Below are 24,418 nucleotides of genomic sequence, written 5' to 3' on the forward strand. Positions count from 1 at the left end.
TCACCGGGGCTGAGAAAGCTTGTTTCGGGCAGTGCAAGAACGGCGGAATGGGGGCCGGGCCGTTCGCGATCAGGGAGTAGGCGTCCCCTCGCTCCTACAACGAACCCTGGTGGTCAACAGGCAATCACATTCACCGCCAGCCCGCCCTTTGCGGTCTCCTTGTACTTGTCCATCATGTCGCGGCCAGTGTCGCGCAGGGTGTCGATGGCCTTGTCGAGGCTGACCAAATGCTGGCCGTCGCCGCGCAGGGCGAGCTGGGCGGCGTTGATGGCCTTGAGCGAGGCCATGGCGTTGCGTTCGATGCAGGGCACCTGGACCAGCCCGGCCACCGGGTCGCAGGTCAGGCCGAGGTTGTGCTCAAGGCCGATCTCGGCGGCGTTTTCCACCTGCTCCAGGCTGCCGCCCAACACTTCCGCCAGGCCCCCGGCAGCCATGGCGCAGGCTGATCCGACCTCGCCCTGGCAACCGACTTCGGCACCGGAGATGGAGGCGTTGAGCTTGCACAGGATGCCGATGGCGGCGGCGGTCAGCAGGTAGCGTTCGATTCCTTCGGCATTGGCGTGGGCGTCGTAGCGCGCGTAGTAATGCAGCACCGCCGGGACTATACCGGCCGCGCCGTTGGTGGGCGCGGTCACTACGCGCCCGCCGGCGGCGTTCTCCTCGTTCACCGCCAGCGCCCAGAGGTCCACCCAGTCCAGCGCGCCGAGGGTGGTGGCGATCAGGTTGCCGCTGTCCGCCTCGTTGAGCCGTCGGAACAGCATGGGCGCACGGCGCCGCACCTTGAGGCCGCCGGGCAGCGTGCCTTCGGTCTCCAGCCCACGGTTCACGCAGGCCTGCATTTCATCCCAGATATGCGCAAGGCCCGCATGGATCTCCTCGTCGCTGCGCAATGCGCGTTCGTTGGCCCACATCAGGTCGCTGATGCGTTTGAAACCCTGCTCGTGGCACAGGCGCAGCAGTTCCTCGGCGCTGTGGAAGGGGTAGGGCATCGGGTTTCCCTGCAGGGCGCGGTCGGTGTTGAAGTCCTGAGCATCCACCACGAAGCCGCCGCCAACCGAATAGCAGATGCGCTCGGCCAGTAGTTCGCCGTTATCGTCCAGCGCCCGCAGGTGCAGGCCGTTGGGGTGAGCGGGCAGGCTGTTGTCGTGGAAGACCAGTTGGCGCGCCGGGTCGAAGTCGATCTCCTGCACGCCGCCCAGGCGCAGGCGATGGCGCAGCAGAATGTCGTCCACCTGCGGGGCGAGGGCGGCAGGATCGGCTTCTGCCGGGTCAATGCCGAGCAGGCCGATCAGGCAGGCGCGGTCGGTGGCGTGACCCTTGCCGGTGGCGCTGAGGGAGCCGTAGAGATGCACTTCCACGGCGGCGGTGCGCGGCAGCAGATCGTCGTCGCGCAGGCGGTCGACGAACTCGCGGGTGGCACGCATCGGCCCCACGGTGTGGGAGCTGGACGGCCCGACGCCGGGCTTGAACATGTCGAAGACGCTGAGGCTCATGGGCATTCCTCCTGCCCTCAAGCATGGACCCGCGTGGCCGGGAATGCTCACCGGCCGCTCGGCGGCTGGCGGTTACTCCTGGGTGCAACAGACATTTCCGGGTAGTCGGTGCCGCTACTTCCCCCTCACCCCAGCCCTCTCCCTCAGGGAGAGGGAGCAGTCCATACCGGCTGATGCCTTGGTTTCATCCTGCACCTGACGGTCCCCTCTCCCGCTTGCGGGAGAGGGTTAGGTGAGGGGCTCTTGATCCTGCAGGAACAGATTTATCCTCGATCCACTCGAGCATGGCGTGGGGCCGTATGCGTGATTCGTTGTGACAGCCTCAGCCCTGCGCCTGCAGGAACAGCGAGAACAGCTCCGACTGCGACTTGATCCCCAGCTTGGAATACATGTGCTTGCGGTGGACCTTCACCGTCTCGGCGGAAATGGCCAGCTTGCGGGCGATTTCCTTGCTGGAGCAGCCGCTGAGCATCAGGCGGCCGACTTCCAGCTCGCGGGCGGTGAGCGGGGTTTCCATCTGTTGCGCGGTGGACTCCAGGCGGTTCTGCCATCGCGGCGGCGGGGGAGCTTCCTGGACTTCGCGCTCGAAGGCCATGCGCTGGCGCATCAGCCCGGCGACCCAGGGCTGCACCAGGGCGAGCAGGGCGATCTGCTCCGGGGTGAAGCGGCCCTTGCTGCCCACCGAGCAGCAGAGCGTGCGCTCGACGTCGAGTTGTACGTTGATCTGCACTTCGTCGGCGACCACGTTCAAGCTGAAGTAGCGCTGGTAGTAATCGGTCTGCTCGAACATCTCCGGCGCCACGTCGTCCAGGCGGAACAGCCCGCTGCCGGGCGCTTCGCGGCTGGCGATGTAGAAGGGATCGAGCAGGTAGAGGCCCTTGAGGTAGTCCTGGAACAGCGGATCGGGGCCGCCGTCCTCGCCCGGGCATTCGGCAAAAACCTGGGGACGGCCGTCGCTGAAGAGCAGCACGACCCAGCTGTCGAACGGTACATACTGGCCTAGCAGGCGCACCAGCGAGGTCCAGAAGTTCGGCTTGTCCAGTGCCTCGATCAGTTGCCCGACCGAGCGGTGCCAGGCGATATCCTGAAGGGAAAGGCTCATGACTCTACCCCCGATGGGTTACCACGCGGGCGTAATTACCCGGTGATGGCACGCCCGGCATACTCGGTGGATGCCTTGAGCCGGCGCGGTGCGCATTCTGACCCTTTTGCATCGTCTGGTCACTGGAAGACAAGAATCCGAGGAAGCCCCATGAAAGTAGAACTCGTCCAACTCGCCGGCCGTGATGGCGACGTAGCCTGGAACCTGGCCCGCACCCTGGAGGCCATCCACGCCTGCGCCGACGACACCCAGTTGGTGGTGTTCCCCGAGACCCAGCTGACCGGCTTTCCCACCGAGCAGAATATCGCCGCCATCGCCGAGCCGCTGGACGGCCCCAGCGTGCAGGCCGTCCAGCAGGCCGCGCGGGAGAAGAACATCAGCGTCGCCGTGGGCTTCGCCGAAGCCGCTGAGGATGGCCGCTTCTACAACACCACGCTGCTGATCACCCCCGAAGGCATCGCCCTGAAGTACCGCAAGACGCACCTGTGGGCGTCGGACCGCGGCATCTTCACCCCCGGCGACCGTTACGCCACCTGTCTGTGGAACGGCGTCCGCGTCGGCATCGTGATCTGCTTCGACATCGAGTTCCCCGAGTCCGCCCGCGCCCTGGGCCAGCTTGGCGCCGAGCTGATCATCGTGACCAACGGCAACATGGACCCCTACGGCCCGACCCACCGCACCGCGATCATGGGCCGCGCCATGGAAAACCAGGCCTACGCGGTGATGGTCAACCGCGTCGGTGCAGGCGATGACGATCTGGTCTTTGCCGGCGGCAGCGCCGTGGTCGATCCCTACGGCCAACTGATCGTCGAAGCCGGCCGCGAAGAGTGCCGGCAGATCGTCGAGCTGGATTTCGAGCGCCTGGCGCAATCGCGCCGCGACTACAGCTACCTGGCCGAGCGCCGCTTCGTGCTGCCCGGTGAGATGCGCGAGCACGAAAGCGGTCTGCGCGAGCTGATCATTCCCGCCTGATTGTCCCATCCGGTCCGGCTGCTCTGGAGAGCGGCCGATGCCGGGGCGCAGGGCCGCGCCGACACAGCGTTATTCCACCATCGACGGGCGATCAGAACGCCCGCGAGGCCTGCGGGTGAGCGCAGGCCAGCACTTTGCACTGCCATAACAAACACAACGCGGAGTAAGCAGTAATGGCTCGACTGAAACGAACCCTGTCGCTGGGTTCGGTGGTGCTGTTCGGCATCGCCTACATGACCCCGATCATCGTCCTCGGCACCTTCGGCATTCTCGCCGACGTCACCCGCGGCGTAGTCCCCTCGGCCTACCTCGTCGCCTCCGTGGCCATGCTCTTCACCGCGCTCAGCTACGGGCGCATGGCCGCCGCCTTCCCGGTGGCCGGCTCCGCCTATACCTATGTGCGCAAGTCGATCAGCCCCAAGCTCGGCTTCCTCGCCGGCTGGGCGGTGCTGCTGGATTACCTGTTCCTGCCCATGGCCATCTGGCTGATCGGCGCGGCCTACCTGCATTCCGCGTTCCCAGCCGTGCCCCAGGCCCTGTGGGTGCTGGCCTTCATCGGCGTAACCACCGCGATCAACGTGGTCGGCCTGCGCCTGGCGAAGAACATCAACGGCGTGCTGATGCTGGTGCAGTTCCTCGTGCTGATCGCCTTCGTCGGCCTGGCCATCCACTACATCACCGGTGATGGCAGCCGTCCGCTGTGGACCCTGGAACCCTTCCTCAAGGAAGGCACCCAGCTGCCGCTGATCATGGGTGGCGCGGCCATCGCCTGCTACTCCTTCCTGGGCTTCGACGCGGTCAGCACCCTGACCGAAGAAACCCACGAGCCGCGCAAGACCATTCCGCGCGCCATCCTGCTGATCACCCTGATCGGTGGCGGCATCTTCATCGCCGCCAGCTACTTCGTACAGCTGGCGCACCCGTCGGTGGAGTTCCAGAACGCCGATTCCGCCGCCTACGAAATCGCCCGCAACATCGGCGGCGACCTGTTCGTCAGCTTCTTCCTGATCGGCCTGATCGTCGGCCAGTTCACCTCCGGCCTGTCGGCCCAGGCCAGCGCCTCGCGCCTGCTGTTCGCCATGGGCCGCGACGGCGTGCTGCCGCGCCCGTTCTTCGGCCGCATCAGCAAGCGTTTCGAAACCCCGGTGAACAGCATCGTGCTGTGCGGCGTGGTGGCCCTGCTGGCGCTGCACATGGACGTCACCACCTCCACCTCGTTCATCAACTTCGGCGCCTTCCTCGCCTTCAGCCTGGTGAACCTCTCGGTGATCTTCCACTATTACCTGAACGCCGAGCGCCGCGGCCTGCGCGAGCTGGTGCTGTTCCTGCTGTTCCCGCTGATCGGCCTGCTCGCCGACCTGTGGCTGATGGTCAGCCTCGATCACCTGGCCATCTGGCTCGGCGCGACCTGGCTGGTGCTCGGCGTGATCTACCTGGCGGTGATTACCAGCGGCTTCCGCCAGCAACCGCCGGAGATGCATTTCGAGGAGGCGTGAGCCCCGCGCGGGGCTATGCTGGGGACTCCGAGCCGTGATGCCCGAGGAGATCCCGCCATGCCCCGCCTCACCCTCTACCATTCGCCCCAGACACGCTCCAGCGGCACCCTGGTGCTGCTGGAGGAACTGGGCGCCGAGTACGACCTCGAACTGATCAACATGAAGGCCGGCGAGCAGCGCAAGCCGGAGTTCCTGGCGCTCAACCCGTTGGGCAAGGTCCCGGCGATCCGCCTCGGCGAGTCGCTGGTCACCGAGCAGGGCGCCATCTTCATCTACCTCGCCGACCTGTTCCCCCGGGCGAATCTCGCTCCTGCCCTCGACGACCCCTTGCGCGGCCCCTACCTGCGCTGGCTGGTGTTCTATGGCTCCAGCTTCGAGCCGGCCATTGTCGACCGTGCCCTGAAACGCGATGCCGCCCCGCAGGCCATGAGTCCCTACGGCGATTACGACAGCGTGATGCGCGCCCTCGCCGAGCAGCTGGAAACCGGCCCCTACCTGCTGGGCAACCGCATGACCGCCGCCGACGTCCTCTGGGGTGCGGCCCTGCGCTGGACCATCGGCTTCGGTGTGGTGCCCAAGCTGCCGGTGTTCGAGCGCTATGTGGAGCTGGTGACGTCGCGCCCGGCCTTCAAGCGCGTGTGGGAACGGGATGTGCAGTGGGCGGAAGAACACACCCGCGTGGCGGAAGCGAAAGCGCCCTGATATCCGGTAAAGGGCCGGTCCAGGGGCATAGAAGGGTTTCGGCCAGTCGTGGCGGTCCTGGTGCGATCTGCGGAATCGGTCTCAGGTAGTGTGGGAAAGTTCTTTTTTCCGTGTGGCCTTATTTTCCGTCGAAGCGCGCCGGTCAATGATTGCCCCAACGCCGCGTAACCCCATCACACGGCGCCGCTGGAACCATAAGAACCATAGGTGTTGATCGGTTATGTCCCCCGATGGCCCATCCGCAAGGATGGGCCTTTTTTCTGGGGAAACGATTTTCGTCAGGCAGCCTTGAACGCTCACAGGGGGGGCCGCTGAGAGCGTGAGCGATCGGAGAGTCCGCGTCAGTTCTTTGCCGCGCTGACGCCTTCCAGGGTGGCGAAGGACGTGTCCTTCGCGGTCAGCAGGAAATCGCGCATGAACGGTGCATCCAGCATGTCGGCACGAATGGCGGCGAACAGGGTGCAGTACAGGCCTTTTTCCCCCAGGCGCTTGGCGGTCACGTAGCCCCGCGAACTGTACTCATGCAGCGCCCAGTTGGGCAGGCTGCAGACGCCGCGTCCGGACGCCACCAGCTGCATCATCATCACCGTCAGCTCCGAGGTGCGTACCTGCGCCGGTTCGACGTCGGCGGGTTCGAGGAAGCGGGTGAAGATGTCCAGGCGGTCGCGCTCGATGGGGTAGGTAATCAGCGTCAGGTTGGCCAGGTCTTCCGGGACGATGAACGACTTGCCGGCCAGCGCATGGTGGTTGTCCACCGCCAGCAGTGCCTCGTAGGTAAACAGTGGCACGTAGGTGATGCCGGCGATGTCCACCGGGTCGGAAGTCACCACCAGGTCCAGGTCGCCGCGGGCCAGCGCCGGCAGCGGCGCGAAGGAGAATCCGGAGGCGAGGTCCAGCTCCACTTCCGGCCAGGCGTCGCGGAACTGGTCGATGGTCGGCATCAGCCACTGGAAGCAGCTGTGGCACTCGATGGCCATGTGCAGACGGCCGGCGGTACCGCCGGCCAGGCGCGCCAGGTCACGCTCGGCGCCGCGCAGCTGCGGCAGCACGGCGTCGGCCAGCTGCAGCAGGCGCAGGCCGGCGCTGGTGAAACGCACCGGCTTGGTCTTGCGGATGAACAGGGACAGGCCGAGGCGCTCCTCCAGTTCCTTGAACTGGTGGGACAGGGCGGACTGCGTCAGGTGCAGACGCTCGGCGGCCTCCACCAGGCTGTCGGCTTCGCGCAGGGCATGCAGGGTTTTCAGGTGACGGAGTTCAAGCATGGCGCGGCCTCGCCTCACTATGAGGAAATCTTGATAAAACGGCAGAACAATTGAGCTGCTCTCATGATAAGCCGGTGACTGGCACTTCACCAGCACGCATTCGCCAGCCCGCCTTACCGGGCTGGAGCCGCCGGACGGGAGTCACCAGCTCAGGTAGAACATGCCCTTGGCCAGCAGCACGATCAGCACCACGTGGGCGAACACGCTGTAATGGATGCGCCGGGAGCGCTGGCCGGTCATGCGCCCGACTCGGAAGGAGTACATGGCGAAGAGGAAATGGCCCAGAACGCTGGTGGCCAGCAGCAGCTTGAAGCTGAGCAGCGTAGCGAAGGGCGATGCCAGCGGGGCGACCAGCAGCGGTGCGTAACGCAGGTGCAGCATGCCCAGACCGCTGCCGAACAGGGTCAGGATCACCCAGGGCATCACCCGGCGCAGGCGACGGCCCAGCGCACCCTCGACCATTTTCATCGCCCGTGCCGGGACATGGCGGTGGACGCTTTCCAGGATCAGCACTTCGAAGAACACCGTGCCGACGAACATGATCGCGGCGAACAGGTGCAGCACCAGCAGGATGGGGTAGGCCATGAGGAAACTTCCGAGCGGGGGTTTCCTATCTTCGCCAGTGCAAGGGGCGACCTCCCTTGATCCGGATCATGGGAAGGTCCGTCGGTGACCGCTCAGCGCCTTTCATCAAACTGTCACGGACCTGTGGCAGAGCGAGCGACGGAAATTCATCAGAATCGCGCTCAACTGGGGTTTTGCGTTCCGGATTTTCACTCATGCGTGCTTTCCTGCTGGCAGTCGCACTTTGCTGCGGCCTGTCCTCTCTTTCTTTTGCCGATCGGGCGGTTGCCGCCGATCGCTGCGATGCGCGGGTGCCGACCGAACTGGTCGACCTGGGTGACGTGCGCCTGGCGTACCAGAGCATCGGTCGTCCGCAGGACCCGACGCTGCTGCTGGTCATGGGCCTGGGCGGCCAGTTGATCCACTGGCCGGACGAAGTGGTCGAGGCGCTCTGCCAGCAAGGTTTCCGGGTGATCCGCTACGACAACCGCGATGTCGGGCTGTCTTCCTGGCGCGTTCCTGTGCCCAGCGGCAACCTGACCTACGAAGTCATTCGCTATCGCCTCGGCCTGCCCGTGAGTGCGCCCTACAGCCTGACCGACATGGCCGGCGACGCGCTGCACCTGCTGGACGCGCTGCATGTCGAGCGCGCCCATGTGCTGGGCGCGAGCATGGGCGGGATGATTGCCCAGCACGTGGCCGACATGGCGCCCGACCGGGTGATCAGCCTGACGCTGGTAATGACCAGTTCCGGCGCAGAAGGCCTGCCGGCTCCCAGCGAGTCATTGCTGCGCCTGCTCGCCCGGCGCGAAGCGGCCAGTCGCGAACAGGCCATCGAGCAGCAGGCGGATTTGCTGGCGGCCCTTGGCAGCCCGGAAGTGCGCGATGATCGTCAACAGTTGCTGCAGCAGGCGGCGCGTTCCTACGATCGTGCCTTCAACCCGGAAGGCGTGCAGCGGCAGATGCTGGCGATCCTCGCCGAGCCGAGCCGGGTGGAGCTGCTCAATCGCCTGAACGTACCGACCCTGGTGGTCCACGGCACCGCCGACCCGCTACTGCCCGTAATGCACGGCGTACACGTGGCGGCGCACATCCGCGGTTCGGTACTCAAGCTGATTCCCGGCATGGCGCACCGCTTCCAGGAAGACTTCAAGGAACCGCTGCTGGGCGCTGTGCTGCCTTACCTGCGCGAACATCAGGGCGGCGGTCACGTCGCACAACTCTGATCGCCTGCCTCAGGGTTCGCTGAACGGCAGTGGCGCCTCGGTTTCGCGCCGCACCGAGAACGCGTTGAGCGTCATGGCCACCAGAGCGTAGTAGCCGAAGATTCCCACCAGCTCCACCAGCCCGGCCTCACCGAAGCTGGCCGTGGCTTCTTCGTACAGCGTCTGGTCGATGCGTCGGGTTTCGTACAGCGAGCGGCCCAGGCGATGGATCAGGCGTTCGTCTTCGCGCTGGAAGTCCGGTGTCCGATTCTGCCGCAAGGCCTCGATCACTTCGTCGCTGAGGCCGGCCTGGCGCGCGATGGGTTCGTGGATCTGCCATTCCGCCTGGGATTGCCACCAGGCCGCGGTGACCAGGATCGCCAGTTCGCTCAGCCGCAGTTCCAGGCGTGTGCCGTAGCGGCAGAAGGCGCCGAGCTTCTGGGCGTTGTCCGCCAGTCCGGGACTGTGCACCCAGGCCAGGAACGGGCCGTCCAGATTGCCGCGCGGACCGCTGAGGATCTCCTGCAATACGCGGCGCTGGTCGTCGTCCATGTTGGCGTCGGACAGCGGGGTCAGGCGTGAGTCGATTTTCATGCGAGGTCCTTCAGAGGCTGCCGATGGCCTTGACGATGGCACGCTGCAGCTTTTCAGTCAGTTCATCCAGCTGCGCTTCTTCGAGGATGAAGGGTGGGGCCAGCAGGATGTGGTCGCCGCGGCGGCCATCCAGCGTGCCGCCCATGGGGTAGCACATCAGGCCTTCCTGCATGGCGGCCTTCTTGATCCGTGCGTGCAGTTTCGCTTCGGCGGGGAAGGGCGTCTTGCCGGCGCGCTCGGCCACCAGTTCCACTCCCTGGAATAGCCCGCGACCGCGAATGTCACCGACGTTGGGATGCTCGCCAAGGGCGCTGCGCAGGCGTTGCTGCAGCTGTTCGCCCAGCTCCCGCACGCGTGGCAGCAGGTTGCGCTGTTCGATGGTCTTCTGCACGGCCAGGGCGGCGGCGCAGGCGGTGGCATGGCCGATATAGGTGTGGCCGTGCTGGAAGAAGCCCGAGCCGTTGGCGATGGCGTCGTGGATACGCTGGCTGACCAGGGTGGCGCCAATGGGCTGGTAGCCGGCACCCAGGCCCTTGGCGATGGTGATCAGGTCGGCGCTGATGCCTTCCTGTTCGGCGGCGAACAGGCTGCCGGTACGGCCCATGCCGCACATTACTTCGTCGAGGATCAGCAGCACGCCATAGCGGTCGCAGATTTCCCGCACGCGCCTGAAGTAGCCCGGCACGGCGGTCACCGCGCCCAGCGTGGCGCCCACCACCGGCTCGGCGACGAAGGCCATGACCTTGTCCGGACCGAGGTTGAGGATTTCCGTTTCCAGTTCCCGTGCCAGGCGTTCGCCGTAGGCTTCCGGCGTTTCGCCTTCGGCCTGGTCGCGATAGGCGTAGCAGGGGCTGACGTGGCTGACATCGATCAGCAGCGGCTGGAACTGCTGGCGCCGCCAGGCGTTGCCGCCGGCCGCCAGGGCGCCGAGGGTGTTGCCGTGGTAGCTCTGGCGGCGGGCGATCAGGTGTGTGCGCTGTGGCTGGCCGATCTCCACGAAGTACTGGCGGGCCAGCTTGAGCGCCGCCTCTACCGCTTCCGAACCGCCGGAAACGAAGTACACCGAGCGCATCCCGGCCGGGGCGCGGGCGATCAGGAAGTCGGCCAGTTCTTCCATTGGCTCGCTGGTGAAGAAGGAGGTATGGGCGTAGGCCAGGGTGCCGATCTGCCGGCGTACCGCTTCGATCACTTCGGCGTCGCTGTGCCCCAGGCAGGACACCGCGGCTCCGCCGCTGGCGTCGAGGTAGCGACGGCCCTCGCTGTCGATCAGGTAGGCGCCGTCGCCGCGAACGGCCGTGGGGTAGGACTGGATGAGGCTGCGGTGCAGGACGTGGCTCATGGTGACCTCCTGGGGTTTGCGCAAATATTAAATGCATTTTCGTTCTTGGCAAATTTTTCTTGCGAAGAATGGTATTGCTCTACATTTGGCTAATGCGCGTCCTGCGGTGCTTTTCTTCGATTTTCCGGGTGCATCAGGCGGGGCGTGAGGTGTTTTGGGGTGGGAAAAATACTTGCAAATAAATTTAATGCATGTTTATTTTGCACAAAAGCACGCAAGTGCATGCAGCCCCTGACGGGGGTTAGCCGCTCAAAACAATAAAGTCCGGGCCCAGGCCCGTTGCATCGAACTGCCGCTAATGCGCGCCAGCCCCAGGGCATGGCGCATCCCGCCGTCCCGCAAGAGGAAGTCCTGCATGAAAAAGCTGCTGCAAGCCTCGTTCGCCGCTCTCTCCCTGTTCGCCGCCAGCCAGTCGATGGCTGCCGACAAGGAGCTGCTGATCGCCACCGATACCGCCTTCGTTCCCTTCGAGTTCAAACAGGGCGACCAGTACGTCGGCTTCGACATCGATCTCTGGGCAGCCATCGCCAAGGAGATGGGCGTGAGCTACCAGCTCAAGCCGATGGACTTCAACGGCATCATCCCCGCGCTGCAGACCCGCAACGTCGATGCGGCCCTGGCCGGCATCACCATCAAGGAAGACCGCAAGCAGGTCATCGACTTCTCCGACGGCTACTACGACAGCGGCTTCCTGCTGATGGTCAAGGCCGATAACGACAGCATCAAGAGCTCTGCCGACATTGCCGGCAAGAGCCTGGCGGTGAAGAGCGGCACCTCCTCGGCGGACTACGCCAAGGCCAATCTGAAGGCCGGCGACCTGCGCCAGTTCCCCAACGTCGACAACGCCTACCTGGAGCTGCGCACCGGCCGCGTCGATGCCGCGATGCACGACACTCCCAACGTCCTCTACTACATCAAGACCGCCGGCGACGGGCAGGTGAAGGCCGTGGGCGAGCAGATGATGGCGCAGCAGTACGGCATCGGTTTCCCCAAGGGCAGCGAGCTGCGCGAGCCGGTGAACGCGGCGCTGAAGAAGCTGCGTGAGGACGGCACCTATGCGCAGATCTACCGCAAGTGGTTCGGCACCGACCCGAAATAAGACGAGGTAGGCATCCATGCATTTTCAATGGTCCGCCATCTGGGACGCGTTGCCGGTGCTGCTCGAGGGCGCCCGGCTGACCCTGTGGATATCCATTCTCGGTCTGATCGGCGGCGCGGTGATCGGCCTGGTGGCCGGTGTCGGCCGCGCCTACGGCGGCTTCATCGGCAGTCGTGCGGCGCTGGTGTTCGTCGAGCTGATCCGTGGCACGCCGATCATGGTCCAGGTGATGTTCATCTACTTCGCTCTGCCGCTGATGATCCCGGTGCGCATCGATCCGTTCAGCGCAGCGGTGGTCACCATCATGATCAACTCCGGCGCCTACATCGCCGAGATTACCCGCGGTGCGCTGCTCTCGGTGAACAAGGGCTTCCGTGAGGCGGGGCTGGCGCTGGGGCTTTCCGGGCGCGATACGCTGCGCTACGTGATCGCTCCGCTGGCCTTCCGGCGGATGATCCCGGCGCTGGGCAACCAGTGGATCGTGAGCATCAAGGACACCTCGCTGTTCATCGTCATCGGCGTCGCCGAACTGACCCGCCAGGGGCAGGAGGTGATCGCCGGCAACTTCCGCGCGATGGAAATCTGGTCGGCGGTGGCGGTGATCTACCTGGTTATCACCCTGGTGTTGAGTTACGTGCTGCGGCGCATGGAATCGAGGCTGAAGATCCTATGATCGAGTTCAAGCAGGTCGCCAAGCACTTTGGCGAGACCAAGGTGCTCCACGACATCAACCTGAAGATCGGCAGCGGCGAGGTGGTCGTCATCATCGGCCCTTCCGGCTCCGGCAAATCGACGCTGCTGCGCTGCATCAACAAGCTCGAAGTGATCACCGACGGCCAGTTGTTCGTCGATGGCATGGAGGTCAACGACCCGAAGGTGGACGAGCGCCTGATCCGCCAGGAGGCGGGGATGGTGTTCCAGCAGTTCCACCTGTTCCCGCAGATGACCGCGCTGGAAAACGTCGCCTTCGGGCCGATCCGCGTGCGCGGGGCGAAGAAGGCGGACGCCGAGGCGCTGGCGCGTACGCTGCTGGCGAAGGTGGGGCTCTCCGAGCGCGCCGGGCACTATCCGTCGGAGTTGTCCGGCGGCCAGCAGCAGCGCGTGGCCATCGCCCGCGCGCTGGCGGTGAAGCCCAAGCTGATGCTGTTCGACGAGCCCACCTCGGCGCTCGACCCCGAGCTGCGCCATGAAGTGCTGCAGGTGATGAAGGACCTGGCGGAGGAGGGCATGACCATGGTCATCGTCACCCACGAGATCGACTTCGCCCGCAAGGTCGCCTCGCGGCTGATCTTCATCGACCAGGGCCGCATCACCGAGGACGGCGACCCCGCCAGCCTGATCGGCAACCCCACCAGCCCGCGCCTGCGGGAGTTCCTGCAACATGTCGCCTGAGGTGCGCCGATGATCCTGCAACCCCTGAAACTGGGCGGCAGCCCGTATGACATCGGCCTGGGGCTGGGCCGCTTCGGCCGCGATGCGGTGCATCAGCGCCTTCGCCCGCTGCCACTGTGGCGGAGCCTCGCGGCCCTGGCCGGAGCGGGCGTGGCGAAAGCCATGCAGGCGCAGGTCGAGGCCGACTTCCCGCGTATCTGGGAGGAAATCCGCGGCCTGGCCGATGGACTGGAACTGCCGGTCGAGGAAGTCTTCCTGTGGAATTGCCGCGGCGACTTCGTGAGCCCGCAGAGCGTGGATGGCTGCACCACGGTGTTCGGGCCGACCGCCGACGGCTGGCTGATCGCCCACAACGAAGACGGCCTGCCCTCCCTCGAGGGTGCCTGCGGCCTGCTGCAGGCCACGCCGGAGCAAGGCATGGCTTTCACCAGCTTCGTTTACCCCGGCTCCATTCCCGGCCACACCTTCGCAGTGAATGCTGCCGGGCTGGTCAGTACGGTGAACAACATCCGCCCGACCCGCATCCCGACCGGCCTGCCGCGTCAGGTACTGGCCCGTGCGGTGCTGGATTGCGCCAGCCTGGATGAGGCGGTCGACGTGCTCTCCCGCGCAGGCCGCGCCGGTGCCTTCCACCATGCCCTCGGGCAGGTCGGCTCGGCTCATCTGCTGAGCGTCGAAGCCTGCTCGGCCGGCGTGGTGGTGCGCAAGGTGCGGCGTCCCGGCGGGCACTCCAACCATTTGCTGGATGCCGGGCTGCACGCCGCCGGCCAGCGCATCACCGGCAGTTCCGGCAGCCGCCAGTGCCGTGTCGACGGGTTGCTGGGGGAGGGCGGCGGTCTGCTCGACGAGGCCCGCGCGCTGGCTATCCTGCGCGATGGCGCTGATCCCGAGCTACCGATCTACCGTCGCGCGGCGGACGACCCGGACGATGAGAACACCCTGGGCACCGCCGTGTTTCTCATCGGCGCGAACTCGGTAGAATGGCGCGTCTACTGCCAGCCGGACGTCCAGCACGTGGAAAGCGCCGGCAGTACCCGTCCTCCTTCCGCCAACGGACCTGCCCGATGACCCAAGCGCCCGCCGCACTGCCCGATAACCTGGGAGCCCTCAAGCAGCTGCTGGAGGCTATCGAGCGCGGTGAGTCGGGCATCTCCCTGGGCGGCAGTTCGCGGCGGGTGCTGGCTGCCTTGATCGAGGCGCCGCAGCGCACCGCGGTGTCCTCCATCAGCGAGCTGGCGGAGCAGCTCGGGGTGAATGCCTCGACCTTGTCGCGCCTGGCCCAGCGCCTGGGCTATGGCGGTTTCAGCAAGTTCCAGGACCTGTTCCGCCGCGAGCTGACCGAGGGCAAGAATTTCTACAGCGACCAGGCCTCGCGCCTGCTGCTGACTCCCGCCGACACCACATTGTCGCGCCTGACCCGGCTGGGCCGGCAGGAAAGCACCAACATCGCCAGCCTGATCGAGCAGGTGGAGCCGGAAGTGTTCTCACGCGTGGTGGAGCTTCTCGCCAGCGCGCGTCGCGTGCGAATCCATGGCATGCGCCAGTTCACTTCGCTGGCCCTGTTCATGTCTTACGGCCTGGGCATGCTGCGCCAGGACGTGGCAGCGCTGGATGCCAGCCGCCAGGGCGTAGCCGATGCGTTGGCTCAACTGGATGCCGGCGATGTGCTGGTGGTCGCCAGCTGCTTTCCCTACACGCCCAGCGTGCTGGCCACGGCGGAAGTCGCCGCGCGCCATGGCATCGAGGTCGTGGCTCTGACCGATTCCTCCAGCTCGCCATTGGCGAAGGTGGCGCGGCACAGCTTCTATGTGCCCAACCACAGCCTCTTCTACAGCAACAGCATGTGCGCGTTCATGCTGTTGGCGCAGGGCTTGTTGAGCGAGGTGGCGGGGCGACTGGGCGAAAGCGCGCTGGAGTCACTGCGCCAGCGCGAAGAACTGATCAGCGAGCTGAACGCGTCGCTCTGAGGCGACGCTGCCTCAGGCAACCTGGGTACTGGGCTCCAGCGGGCTTTCGCTGCTGAGGAACTGCTCCAGGCGCTCGCGCTGCCGGGCATTGAGGAACAGGCCGAGCTTGGTGCGGCGCCAGAGGATGTCATCGGCGTCGCGCGCCCACTCCTCGTGGACCAGGTATTCCACTTCCCGCGCATAGAGCCCGGCGCCCAGGTGTTCACCCAGTTCGCTGAGGTTGTGCGCGCCGTCCAGCAGTTTCCAGATGCGGCTGCCGTAGGTGCTGGCCCAGCGCCGGGCGAGGGCTGGGTCGAGCTGGCGCAGGCGGTCCATGAGCTGGATGGCCAGGTCGTCCACGCAGGTCATGGCTTCACCGCCGGGCAGCGGGGCGCTGGCGGTCCAGCTGGCTTTCATCACGCCGGCGAAGTGCGGCGCCAGTTGCTCCAGCGCGGCCTCGGCGAGCTTGCGGTAGGTCGTCAGCTTGCCGCCGAACACCGACAGCAGCGGCGCTTCACCGGGGGTGTTGTCCAGCGCCAGGGTGTAGTCGCGGGTCACGGCCGAAGGGTCGTCGGACTCGTCGTCGCACAGCGGGCGCACGCCGGAGAAGCTGCGCAGGATGTCCTGGCGGCCCAACTGGTGCTTGAAGTGCGCGTTGACCACGTTAAGCAGGTAGTCGGTCTCTTCTTCGCTGATGCTGATCTTCGCCGGGTCGCCCTGGTATTCGCGGTCGGTGGTACCGATCAGGGTGAACTGGCGCAGGTAGGGGATGGCGAAGACGATGCGCCGGTCCTCGTTCTGCAGGATGTACGCGTGCTCGCCCTCGTACAGGCGCGGCACGATCAGATGGCTGCCCTGGATCAGACGGATGCCGTAGGGCGGTTTCTGGCGCAGTTCCTCGCGCAGGAAGCGGTCGACCCAGGGGCCGGCGGCGTTGACCAGCGCGCGGGCGCGCACCGAGTACAGGCTGCCGTCGCGGCGCTCCAGGTGCAGGTGCCACAGGCCCTTGCTGCGCCGGGCGCTGACGCAGCGGGTGCGCGGGTGCACATGGGCGCCGTTCTCGCGGGCGGCCATGGCATTGAGTACCACCAGGCGGGCGTCGTCTACCGAGCAGTCGGAGTATTCGAAGCCGCGGGTGATTTCGGCCTTCAGCGGGCTGTCCTGGCCGAAACGCAGGCCTCGGGAGGCCGGCAGTTTCTCGCGCTTGCCCAGGTGGTCATAGAGGAACAGGCCGGCGCGGATCATCCAGGCAGGGCGCAGGTGAGGGCGGTGCGGCAGCACGAAACGCAGCGGGTGGACGATGTGCGGTGCCTTGGCCAGCAGCACTTCGCGTTCGGCGAGGGCTTCGCGGACCAGGCGGAATTCGTAGTGTTCCAGGTAGCGCAGGCCGCCGTGGACCAGCTTGCTGCTGGCGGAGGAGGTGTGGGCGGCGAGGTCGTGCTGTTCGCAAAGGAACACCGACAACCCGCGCCCGGCAGCGTCCGCCGCGATCCCCGCGCCATTGATGCCGCCACCGACGACGGCCAGGTCATAGACTTCGGCCAGGGGCGCGTGGCGCTTGCTGGTTGGGATCATGGGGGCCGCCTTGGGGATTGAAAGTGAATCTTGTGATGTTCGTTTTCGAAAATATCCTAGTTCAGTGAATGAAATATGACCAGCCTTCAGCGCGAATTCGCGCAGGCATTCGTCTGAATGTTCGAAAGTGAAGGCGGTGAGCGCGGCTCAGACCAGTTCGAGCTGGACCTTGTGCTGGTGCAGCAGGCGCGCCACGGCGGCGGGCGGCGGGCTGTCGGTGAACACCCGGCTGACCAGGGAGATCGGCCCCAGGCGCACCACGGCGTTGCGCCCGAACTTGCTGGAGTCGGCGGCGAGGAACACCTGACGGGCGTTGTCGATGATGGCGCGGGAGACGCGCACTTCCTGGTAGTCGAAGTCCAGCAGGCTGCCGTCCTCGTCGATACCGCTGATGCCGACCACGGCGAAGTCGACGCGGAACTGCTCGATGAAGTCCACTGCCGCCTGCCCGACCACGCCGCCGTCGCCGCGCACGGTGCCGCCGGCGATCAGCACTTCGAAGTCGTCCTTGCCGGCGAGGATGCTGGCGACGTGCAGGTTGTTGGTGATGACCTTGAGGTTCTGGTGGCCGAGCAGGGAGCGGGCGATGGCCTCGGTGGTGGTGCCGATGTTGATGAACAGCGAGGCGTTGTCCGGGATGTGCGCGGCGATGGCGTCGGCGATGCGCTGCTTCTCGTCGCGCATCTGGTCGGCGCGGGTGTTGTAGGCGGTGTTCTCGATGCTCGAGTCCCAGGCTGCGCCGCCGTGGTAGCGGCGCAGCAGGTTCTGTTCGGCGAGCTGGTTGATGTCGCGGCGGATGGTCTGCGGGGTCACGGCGAACTGCTGGGCGAGTTCCTCGATGCTCAGGTAGCCGCGTTCGCGGACCAGGTCGAGGATGCTTTGCTGTCGGGGTGGCAGGTTCATGCGCTGTGCTCGTGCGGACGGGCGAAGGGGCAAGGATGCCGCAGTGGGGACCTTGCTGTCATGCCAGTTGAGTTCGGTGCGGGCGGCTTTCCCTCGCCCCAGCCCTCTCCCGGAGGGAGGGGGCTGGGGTGAGGGTAGAAATGGCATCCGACTTTCAGTCTTCCGCAGCCCAGCCGCGCGTGCGCTCCACGGCCTTCTTCCATCCTGCATACAACCGCGTGCGCTCTGCTTCGTCACAGGCCGGCTGGAACACCCGCTCGATCACCGCCTTGTTCTTCAGCTCCGCCAGGCTTCCCCAGAAACCGCAGGCCAGACCCGCCAGCACCGCAGCGCCGAGGGCAGTGGTCTCGCGCATCTGCGGGCGCTCCACCGGGGTGCCGAGGATGTCGGCCTGGAACTGCATGAGGAAGTTGTTGGCCACCGCGCCGCCATCCACGCGCAGGGCGCGCAGCGGTTCGCCGGCGTCCTGCTGCATGGCGTCGAGCACGTCGCGGGTCTGGTAGGCGATGGATTCCAGGGTGGCGCGGATCAGGTGGTCGGCCTTCACCCCACGGGTCAGGCCGAATAGCGCGCCACGGGCGTACGGGTCCCAGTAGGGCGCGCCGAGGCCGGTGAAGGCAGGGACCAGGTAGACGCCATTGCTGTCCTTCACCTTGGTGGCGAAGTACTCGGAGTCATGGGCGTCGTTGATCACCTTCAGTTCGTCGCGCAGCCACTGCACGGTGGAGCCGCCGTTGAACACCGCGCCTTCCAGCGCATAGGCCACTTCGCCGCGCGGTCCGCAGGCGATGGTGGTGAGCAGGCCGTGGGTGGATTTCACCGCGTTGGCGCCGGTATTCATCAGCAGGAAGCAGCCGGTGCCGTAAGTGTTCTTCGCCTGGCCCGGCTCCACGCACATCTGGCCGAACAGCGCGGCCTGCTGGTCGCCGGCGATCCCGGCAATCGGCGTACGGTGCACACCCAGGCCGCCGACCTTGGCGTGGCCGTACACCTCGGAGGACGGGCGCACCTGCGGCAGCATCGCGCGCGGTACGTCCAGCGCGGTCAGCAGGCGTTCGTCCCAGTCGCGCTTGTGGATATCGAACATCAGGGTGCGCGAGGCGTTGGTGTAGTCGGTGACATGCACCTCGCCTTCGGTGAGCTTCCAGATGAGCCAGCTGTCGACCGTGCCGAACAGCAACTCGCCGCGTTGCGCGCGTTCACGGGCGCCTTCAACGTTGTCGAGAATCCACTTCAGCTTGGTACCGGAGAAGTAGGGATCGATGACCAGCCCGGTAGTGTCGCGGATGTGCTGTTCCAGGCCGTCGCGCTTGAGCTGCTCGCAGATCGCCGCGCTACGTCGGCACTGCCAGACGATGGCGTTGTGGATCGGCCGGCCGGTGGCCTTGTCCCACACCAGGGTGGTTTCGCGCTGGTTGGTGATGCCGATGGCGGCCACTTCGGCGACGCTGATGCTGGCCTGGGCGAGGGCTTCCACCAGGGTCGAACTCTGGGTCGCCCAGATTTCCATCGGGTCGTGTTCGACCCAGCCCGGCTGCGGGTAGATCTGCGCGAACTCGCGCTGGGCCGTGCTGACCACGTTGGCGTCGTGGTCGAAGATGATGGCGCGCGAGCTGGTGGTGCCCTGGTCGAGGGCGACGACGTATTTCTTGTTCGTAAGGTCGGTCATGGCAGCGGCCTTGTGCGGATTCCGTTCGGCAACCCCGGCGGCAGGGCCGGGTAGGGATTGGCGGTGAACATACGGGATTCATCCCCGTCGGTGAAGCGAACACCGTGCAGTACGCCACACCTTGGCTTACTGTTATGCGCTGGAAAGCCGCCTGCGAGAAGCCCGCCGATCATGACCCCCGCCATCGACCTGCTGAAGAAGAACCGCGCCGAACACCACGTGCTGAGCTACGAGCACGACCCCAAGGCGCCGTCCTACGGCCTGGAGGCCGCCGAGAAGCTCAACCTCGATCCGGCGCGGGTCTTCAAGACGCTGCTGGCGGCAAGCGAGAAGGGCGAACTGCTGGTGGCGGTGGTTCCGGTGGTGGGGAGCCTGGATCTCAAGGCGCTGGCCCACGCGGCGGGCGTGAAGAAGGCCGACATGGCCGACCCCAATGCCGCGCAGCGCGCCACCGGTTACCTGGTGGGCGGCATCAGCCCGCTGGGGCAGAAGAAGCGCCTGCGCACCTTCATCGACGAATCCGCCCTGGGCTTCCCGACCATCCATGTCAGCGCCGGCCGGCGCGGCCTGGAAGTGGAGCTGAGCGCCGAGACCCTGGCCGGGCTGACCTCGGCGAAGTTCGCGCCGATCGGGCGGCCCTGAGCTTTTGGGTAGGAGCAACTGTTTTCTCTGAAAGTTCATGCCTGGGTTCTCCCTCTCCCTAACCCTCTCCCTGAAGGGAGAGGGGACTGGATGGACGCCGGCTGAAACTGCGGCATCAGCCGGCACGGATAGCTCCCTCTCCCTTCAGGGAGAGGGCGGGGGAGAGGGCAGGCCCCGGCACGAGATTTCAGGTATGGAGCGCGCCGTGCCCGCGATCGCACGCATGGTGCACTACTGCAAGTTGGGGACTGTGTGGTCCCCACTGTACGGTTCGCCGCCCGCCGGCTTCTGTCATGCTCGGCCATCACTTACAAGGAGATCGCCATGCTGCTCGACTTCCATCAGGTGGACGCCTTCACCGACCGTCCTTTCGCCGGCAACCCGGCCATGGTCTACCGCCTCGATGCTTGGCTGAACGACGAGCTGATGCAGAAGATCGCCGCCGAGCACAACCTCTCGGAGACCGCCTTCCTGGTGAAGGAACCCGAGGGCTGGCGCATCCGCTGGTTCACCCCGACCGCCGAAGTCCCCCTGTGCGGCCACGCTACCCTGGCCAGCGCCCATGTGCTGTTCGAGGTGTTCGAGGAGCCGGGCGAGGTGCTGGAACTCAATTCGCTGTCCGGCCCGCTGCGCGTGACCCGCGAGGACGGCCGCCTGGCGCTGAACTTCCCGGCGCAGCCGCCGAGCGAAACCGGCGCCACCGTGGAACTGGCCAGCGCACTGGGCGTGGACGTGGTGGACGCCCTGAGCAACGCCTCGCACCTGCTGGCGCTGCTGGAATCCGAGCAGGCCGTGCGCGACTGCAAACCCGACTTCGCTGCCCTGGCGCGTCTGCCGTACCTGGGGGTGATCGTCACTGCGCGCAGCGATGACTACGACTTCGTCTCGCGCTTTTTCGCCCCGGCCATCGGCCTCAACGAAGACCCGGTGACCGGCGCCGCCCACTGCAGCCTGATCCCCTACTGGTCGGGCCGCCTGAACAAGCTGCAGATGCGCGCCTTCCAGTGCTCCGAGCGCGGCGGCGAATTGTGGTGCCGCCTGGAGGACGACCGCGTGAGCATCGCCGGTTACGCACGTCTGGTGGCCAGCGGTCGTCTGCTGGTTGTTTGATCTGTGACCGGGGGGATTTCGCCTCCCCGGCGTAGGCTGGCCTTCACTGAAAGCCGCGCCCCTCTGGCGCGGTTCGCAGCTTCGCAGGCACTCCCATGACAACCCTGGTCATCGCTGACTACCACACCCACACCGGCTCCGCCGTTCTCGCCCCGGCTACTCTGAATGCCCTGGCGGCTGCGCGGCAGATCGGCGGTGACGTGCATCTGCTGCTGGCCGGCAGCGGCCTGGCCCAACTGGCGGAGCAGGCTCGCGGCATCGATAGTGTCGCGCGCGTCGTGCTGGTGGACGATCCTACCTACGACCACCTGCTGGCGGAAAACCTCTCCGCACTGGTCGTGCAGCTCGCTCCCGGTTACAGCCATATTCTCGCGCCTGCCACCGCCATGGGCCGTGATTGCCTGCCGCGTATTGCCGCGCTGCTGGACGTCGATGCGGTTTCCGATGTCATCGCGGTAATTGACGACGAGACCTTCCGGCGCCCGATCTACGCCGGCAATGCCATTGCTACGGTGCTCTGCGCAGGTCCGGTGAAGGTGCTGGGTATCCGGCCAACGGCCTTCGACCCGGTTTCCGCTGAAGGCGGCGACGCCGAGCTGGAAAGATGCAACGGGGCGGGCGATCTCGCGCTTTCGTCCTGGCAGGGTGAGGAGCATCCGGAGTTCGAACGCCCGGCACTGGAAGCGGCGCGAGTAATAGTCGCTGGCGGGCGCGGGCTGCAGACCGAGGAAGGCTTCGCGGCGCTCTATCCCCTGGCGGATCGCCTGCACGGCGCCGTGGGCGCTTCGCTGGCGGCGGTGGACGCAGGTCTCGCACCGGCGGAGCTGCAGATCGGCCAGTCCGGGCGCATCGTCGCGCCGGAGCTTTACCTGGCGGTAGGGATATCCGGTGCGGTGCAGCACGTGGCGGGAATGAAGGACGCCAAGGCCATCGCCGCGATCAACCTCGATCCGGACGCACCGATCTTCGAGATCGCCGACTACGGTCTGCAGGGCGACCTGTTCGAGGTACTGCCGGCGTTGATGCTCGAGTTAGACAGCGCGCTCGGCTAGAGCGCCACGCTGCCCTGTGCCGGGAACAGCACCAGGTGCTCGGCGGCTACGCCGATGGCCACTTCGTCGCCCGGTTGATGGTCGGAGTGGCTGGGGAATAGCGATTCCAGCTGGGTGCCGGTGGGCAGTTGCAGACGATAGAGCGTCGCCGCGCCGAGGAACGACTTGCCGACGATCCGCGCCTTCAGTGCGCCATCGGCGGCCGGCACCAGGTCGTCCGGGCGCAGCAGCACATCCACCGCGCTGCCGTCCGGCAGGCTGTAGGCACGGTTGCCGCGCAACAGGCCCAGTTCGGTCTGCACCGCATCGCTCCCGCACATCTGTCCGCGAATGAAATAGCCCTGGCCGACGAAGCTGGCGACGAAGGGCGTCTGCGGTTCGTGGTAGAGGTTGAACGGGGTGTCCCACTGCTCCAGCACGCCATGGCGGAACACGCCGACGTGGTCGCTGACGGCGAAGGCCTCTTCCTGGTCGTGGGTGACCAGGACTGCGCTGGTGCCGCGTGCCTTGAGGATGTCACGCACCTCGTGGCTGAGCTGGCGGCGCAGTTCTACATCGAGGTTGGAGAAGGGTTCGTCGAGCAGCAGCAGTTGCGGTTGCGGCGCCAGCGCTCGGGCCAGGGCCACGCGTTGCTGCTGGCCGCCGGAGAGCTCGTGAGGGAAGCGCTGGCCGAGGCCGTCTAGCTTCACCAGCTCCAGCAATTCGCCGACGATGCGCTCGCGCTCGGGATGCTTGCGGATGCCGAAGGCGATGTTGTCCGCCACCGATAGGTGCGGGAACAGTGCGTAGTCCTGGAACACCATGCCGATCCGGCGCTTCTCCGGCGACAGGGTGAAGCCGGGTCGGGAAATCACTTCGCCGGCCAGTTCGATGCGGCCGGCCTGCACCGGCTCGAAACCGGCGATGGCGCGCAGGGTGGTGGTCTTGCCGCAGCCCGAGGGGCCGAGCAGGCAGCCGATGTCGCCGGCGTTCAGGTGCAGGCTGACGCCTTGCACCACACGCTGCTGTTCATAGCCACAGGAAAGATCTTCGAGGTTGAGCAGCAGCGGTTGGGTCATCGGACTCGGAACGGATTCAGGCGTAGTGGGCGTGCTCGACCAACAGTTCGAGCAGCGCCTTTTGGGCGTGGAGACGGTTTTCCGCCTGGTCCCAGGCCACGGAGCGTGCGTCGTCCAGCAGGTCTTCGCTGATCTCTTCGCCACGGTGGGCCGGCAGGCAGTGCATGAATAGTACATCCGCCGCCGCGCCGTCGAGCAGCGCACGTGTTACCTGATATGGCTGGAACAGGCGCAGGCGCGCGGCCGCTTCGTCTTCCTGGCCCATGGAGGCCCAGACGTCGGTGCTTACCAGGTGCGCACCGGCCACCGCCTTGCGCGGGTCGCGGAAGATCTTCACGCGATCGCCAGCCAGCGCCATCAACGCGGCATTCGGCTCGTAACCCTCCGGGCAGGCCACGTTCAGCTGGAAGTCGAAGCGGATCGCCGCCTCGATGTAGCTGTTGCACATGTTGTTGCCGTCGCCGATCCAGGCCGCGGTCTTGCCGGCGACGCTGCCGCGGTGCTCGAAGAAGGTCTGCATGTCGGCCAGCAACTGGCAGGGATGCAGGTCGTCCGACAGGCCATTGATCACCGGCACTCGGGAGTTTTCGGCGAACTCGATCAGGTTGCTGTGGGCGAAGGTGCGGATCATCACCGCATCGACCATTCGCGACATCACCCGTGCGGCGTCGGCGATCGGCTCGCCACGGCCCAACTGGGTGTCGCGCGGGGAGAGGAAGATGGCCTGGCCGCCGAGCTGGATCATGCCGGCTTCGAAGGAAATCCGCGTACGGGTCGAGGCCTTCTCGAAAATCATGCCCAGCACGCGGTTCTTCAACGGTTCGTAGAGCACGCCTCGGTCTCGCAGGTCCTTCAGCTCGGTGGCGCGGCGGATCAGACCGAGCAGTTCTTCGGTCGTGTAATCCAGCATCGAGAGGAAGTGACGTGCGCTCATGGTTCGTACCTACTACTTATTCTCAGAATCAGGCCGAGGTACCGACCGGCTTTCGTGAGAAAAAACGGGCTGAACCTGCGGCGGGACCGCATGGAGCGGAAAATGGGGGAAGGCGCGATCCTATAAGGAAATGACGGATCTACGCAAGTTTCCCCCGGAAGGCCCGTCGGGTGGGGCTTCAACATGGTCGTTCCTGATGCCCCGCGATTCACCCGACGGAAGCTGGTGGTGCTTCGCCAGGCCAGGATTCATAGTGCTTTCGACCCCGCGACCGGCCCCATGAGGCGCCGGCGACAACAATAACGAGGC

Annotated in this window: 23 protein-coding genes; 12 read left to right on the forward strand and 11 right to left on the reverse strand. The window is 66.0% G+C overall.

Annotation, left to right across the window (positions count from 1 at the left end):
- Positions 1-113: 113 nt before the first annotated feature.
- Together IB275_RS06920 and IB275_RS06925 are read right to left on the reverse strand one after the other, a co-directional pair.
- Positions 114-1,493: an L-serine ammonia-lyase gene (locus IB275_RS06920; RefSeq protein ID WP_192289656.1), complete on the reverse strand. Its 1,380-nt coding sequence runs from the start codon at positions 1,491-1,493 to the stop codon at positions 114-116.
- A 322-nt stretch (positions 1,494-1,815) separates the two neighbouring features.
- Entirely contained in the window at positions 1,816-2,595 is a 780-nt protein-coding gene (locus IB275_RS06925; protein WP_138212499.1) for a helix-turn-helix transcriptional regulator, read from the reverse strand.
- A 150-nt stretch (positions 2,596-2,745) separates the two neighbouring features.
- On the opposite strand from IB275_RS06925, the gene IB275_RS06930 reads away from it, so the two are divergent.
- From IB275_RS06930 to IB275_RS06940, 3 genes are all read left to right on the forward strand, one after another.
- On the forward strand, positions 2,746-3,567 hold the full coding sequence (locus tag IB275_RS06930) for a carbon-nitrogen hydrolase family protein (protein WP_192289654.1): 822 nt from the start codon (positions 2,746-2,748) through the stop codon (positions 3,565-3,567).
- A gap of 173 nt (positions 3,568-3,740) precedes the next feature.
- The gene (locus IB275_RS06935) at positions 3,741-5,063 is read left to right on the forward strand and encodes an APC family permease (RefSeq protein ID WP_054911245.1); all 1,323 of its coding nucleotides are present in this window, start codon (positions 3,741-3,743) and stop codon (positions 5,061-5,063) included.
- 57 nt (positions 5,064-5,120) lie between these two features.
- Positions 5,121-5,765: a glutathione S-transferase family protein gene (locus IB275_RS06940; RefSeq protein ID WP_192289653.1), complete on the forward strand. Its 645-nt coding sequence runs from the start codon at positions 5,121-5,123 to the stop codon at positions 5,763-5,765.
- Between the two features lie 341 nt (positions 5,766-6,106).
- Here IB275_RS06940 and metR read toward each other — a convergent pair whose 3' ends face one another.
- Positions 6,107-7,027 carry a transcriptional regulator MetR gene (metR, locus tag IB275_RS06945; RefSeq protein WP_081517689.1) on the reverse strand — a complete coding sequence of 307 codons (921 nt, stop codon included), beginning with the start codon at positions 7,025-7,027 and terminating at the stop codon, positions 6,107-6,109.
- Between the two features lie 141 nt (positions 7,028-7,168).
- On the reverse strand, positions 7,169-7,612 hold the full coding sequence (locus tag IB275_RS06950; RefSeq protein WP_192289652.1) for a CopD family copper resistance protein: 444 nt from the start codon (positions 7,610-7,612) through the stop codon (positions 7,169-7,171).
- A gap of 194 nt (positions 7,613-7,806) precedes the next feature.
- Between IB275_RS06950 and IB275_RS06955 the strand changes: the two genes are divergently transcribed.
- Positions 7,807-8,817: an alpha/beta fold hydrolase gene (locus IB275_RS06955; RefSeq protein ID WP_138212505.1), complete on the forward strand. Its 1,011-nt coding sequence runs from the start codon at positions 7,807-7,809 to the stop codon at positions 8,815-8,817.
- Positions 8,818-8,826: 9 nt separating this feature from the next.
- Here IB275_RS06955 and IB275_RS06960 read toward each other — a convergent pair whose 3' ends face one another.
- Both IB275_RS06960 and IB275_RS06965 read right to left on the reverse strand, forming a co-directional pair.
- On the reverse strand, positions 8,827-9,390 hold the full coding sequence (locus tag IB275_RS06960; protein WP_192289651.1) for a carboxymuconolactone decarboxylase family protein: 564 nt from the start codon (positions 9,388-9,390) through the stop codon (positions 8,827-8,829).
- 10 nt (positions 9,391-9,400) lie between these two features.
- The gene (locus IB275_RS06965) at positions 9,401-10,729 is read right to left on the reverse strand and encodes an aspartate aminotransferase family protein (protein ID WP_192289649.1); all 1,329 of its coding nucleotides are present in this window, start codon (positions 10,727-10,729) and stop codon (positions 9,401-9,403) included.
- Positions 10,730-11,084: 355 nt separating this feature from the next.
- On the opposite strand from IB275_RS06965, the gene glnH reads away from it, so the two are divergent.
- The 5 genes from glnH to IB275_RS06990 are packed head-to-tail and all read left to right on the forward strand — an operon-like array spanning position 11,085 to position 15,187.
- Complete coding sequence (glnH, locus tag IB275_RS06970; RefSeq protein WP_192289647.1) at positions 11,085-11,828, forward strand: glutamine ABC transporter substrate-binding protein GlnH; 744 nt, start codon at positions 11,085-11,087, stop codon at positions 11,826-11,828.
- 16 nt (positions 11,829-11,844) lie between these two features.
- Positions 11,845-12,501, forward strand: a complete 657-nt coding sequence (gene glnP / locus IB275_RS06975) for a glutamine ABC transporter permease GlnP (protein WP_081517695.1) — start codon at positions 11,845-11,847, stop codon at positions 12,499-12,501.
- Positions 12,498-13,220 (forward strand): glutamine ABC transporter ATP-binding protein GlnQ, encoded by a 723-nt coding sequence (gene glnQ, locus IB275_RS06980; protein WP_081517696.1) that lies wholly within the window; start codon positions 12,498-12,500, stop codon positions 13,218-13,220. The genes glnP and glnQ overlap by 4 nt, the downstream gene beginning before the upstream one ends.
- A gap of 9 nt (positions 13,221-13,229) precedes the next feature.
- Complete coding sequence (locus IB275_RS06985; protein ID WP_192289645.1) at positions 13,230-14,288, forward strand: C45 family autoproteolytic acyltransferase/hydrolase; 1,059 nt, start codon at positions 13,230-13,232, stop codon at positions 14,286-14,288.
- Positions 14,285-15,187: a MurR/RpiR family transcriptional regulator gene (locus IB275_RS06990; protein ID WP_081517697.1), complete on the forward strand. Its 903-nt coding sequence runs from the start codon at positions 14,285-14,287 to the stop codon at positions 15,185-15,187. Before IB275_RS06985 ends, IB275_RS06990 begins: the two co-directional genes overlap by 4 nt.
- A gap of 12 nt (positions 15,188-15,199) precedes the next feature.
- On the opposite strand, the gene glpD is transcribed toward IB275_RS06990, so the two are convergent.
- From glpD to glpK, 3 genes are all read right to left on the reverse strand, one after another.
- On the reverse strand, positions 15,200-16,741 hold the full coding sequence (glpD, locus tag IB275_RS06995; RefSeq protein ID WP_192289643.1) for a glycerol-3-phosphate dehydrogenase: 1,542 nt from the start codon (positions 16,739-16,741) through the stop codon (positions 15,200-15,202).
- Positions 16,742-16,888: 147 nt separating this feature from the next.
- Positions 16,889-17,644 carry a DeoR/GlpR family transcriptional regulator gene (locus IB275_RS07000; protein ID WP_192289641.1) on the reverse strand — a complete coding sequence of 252 codons (756 nt, stop codon included), beginning with the start codon at positions 17,642-17,644 and terminating at the stop codon, positions 16,889-16,891.
- A 154-nt stretch (positions 17,645-17,798) separates the two neighbouring features.
- Positions 17,799-19,313 carry a glycerol kinase GlpK gene (glpK, locus tag IB275_RS07005; RefSeq protein ID WP_192289639.1) on the reverse strand — a complete coding sequence of 505 codons (1,515 nt, stop codon included), beginning with the start codon at positions 19,311-19,313 and terminating at the stop codon, positions 17,799-17,801.
- Positions 19,314-19,484: 171 nt separating this feature from the next.
- On the opposite strand from glpK, the gene ybaK reads away from it, so the two are divergent.
- The 3 genes from ybaK (at position 19,485) to IB275_RS07020 (ending at position 22,117) form a co-directional block, all read left to right on the forward strand.
- Positions 19,485-19,955 carry a Cys-tRNA(Pro) deacylase gene (ybaK, locus tag IB275_RS07010; RefSeq protein ID WP_192289637.1) on the forward strand — a complete coding sequence of 157 codons (471 nt, stop codon included), beginning with the start codon at positions 19,485-19,487 and terminating at the stop codon, positions 19,953-19,955.
- A gap of 324 nt (positions 19,956-20,279) precedes the next feature.
- Complete coding sequence (locus IB275_RS07015) at positions 20,280-21,065, forward strand: PhzF family phenazine biosynthesis protein (RefSeq protein WP_192289635.1); 786 nt, start codon at positions 20,280-20,282, stop codon at positions 21,063-21,065.
- A gap of 95 nt (positions 21,066-21,160) precedes the next feature.
- The gene (locus tag IB275_RS07020) at positions 21,161-22,117 is read left to right on the forward strand and encodes an electron transfer flavoprotein subunit alpha/FixB family protein (protein ID WP_192289633.1); all 957 of its coding nucleotides are present in this window, start codon (positions 21,161-21,163) and stop codon (positions 22,115-22,117) included.
- Here the strand turns inward: IB275_RS07020 and IB275_RS07025 are convergent.
- Together IB275_RS07025 and argF are read right to left on the reverse strand one after the other, a co-directional pair.
- Positions 22,114-23,175 (reverse strand): ABC transporter ATP-binding protein, encoded by a 1,062-nt coding sequence (locus tag IB275_RS07025; protein ID WP_192289631.1) that lies wholly within the window; start codon positions 23,173-23,175, stop codon positions 22,114-22,116. The two genes, IB275_RS07020 and IB275_RS07025, sit on opposite strands and share 4 nt — an antisense overlap.
- A gap of 16 nt (positions 23,176-23,191) precedes the next feature.
- Positions 23,192-24,109, reverse strand: coding sequence for an ornithine carbamoyltransferase (gene argF, locus IB275_RS07030; RefSeq protein ID WP_192289629.1), 918 nt, complete (start codon positions 24,107-24,109; stop codon positions 23,192-23,194).
- Between the last annotated feature and the right edge of the window lie 309 nt (positions 24,110-24,418).

Source organism: Pseudomonas sp. PDM21, assembly GCF_014852505.2.
GTDB lineage: Bacteria > Pseudomonadota > Gammaproteobacteria > Pseudomonadales > Pseudomonadaceae > Pseudomonas.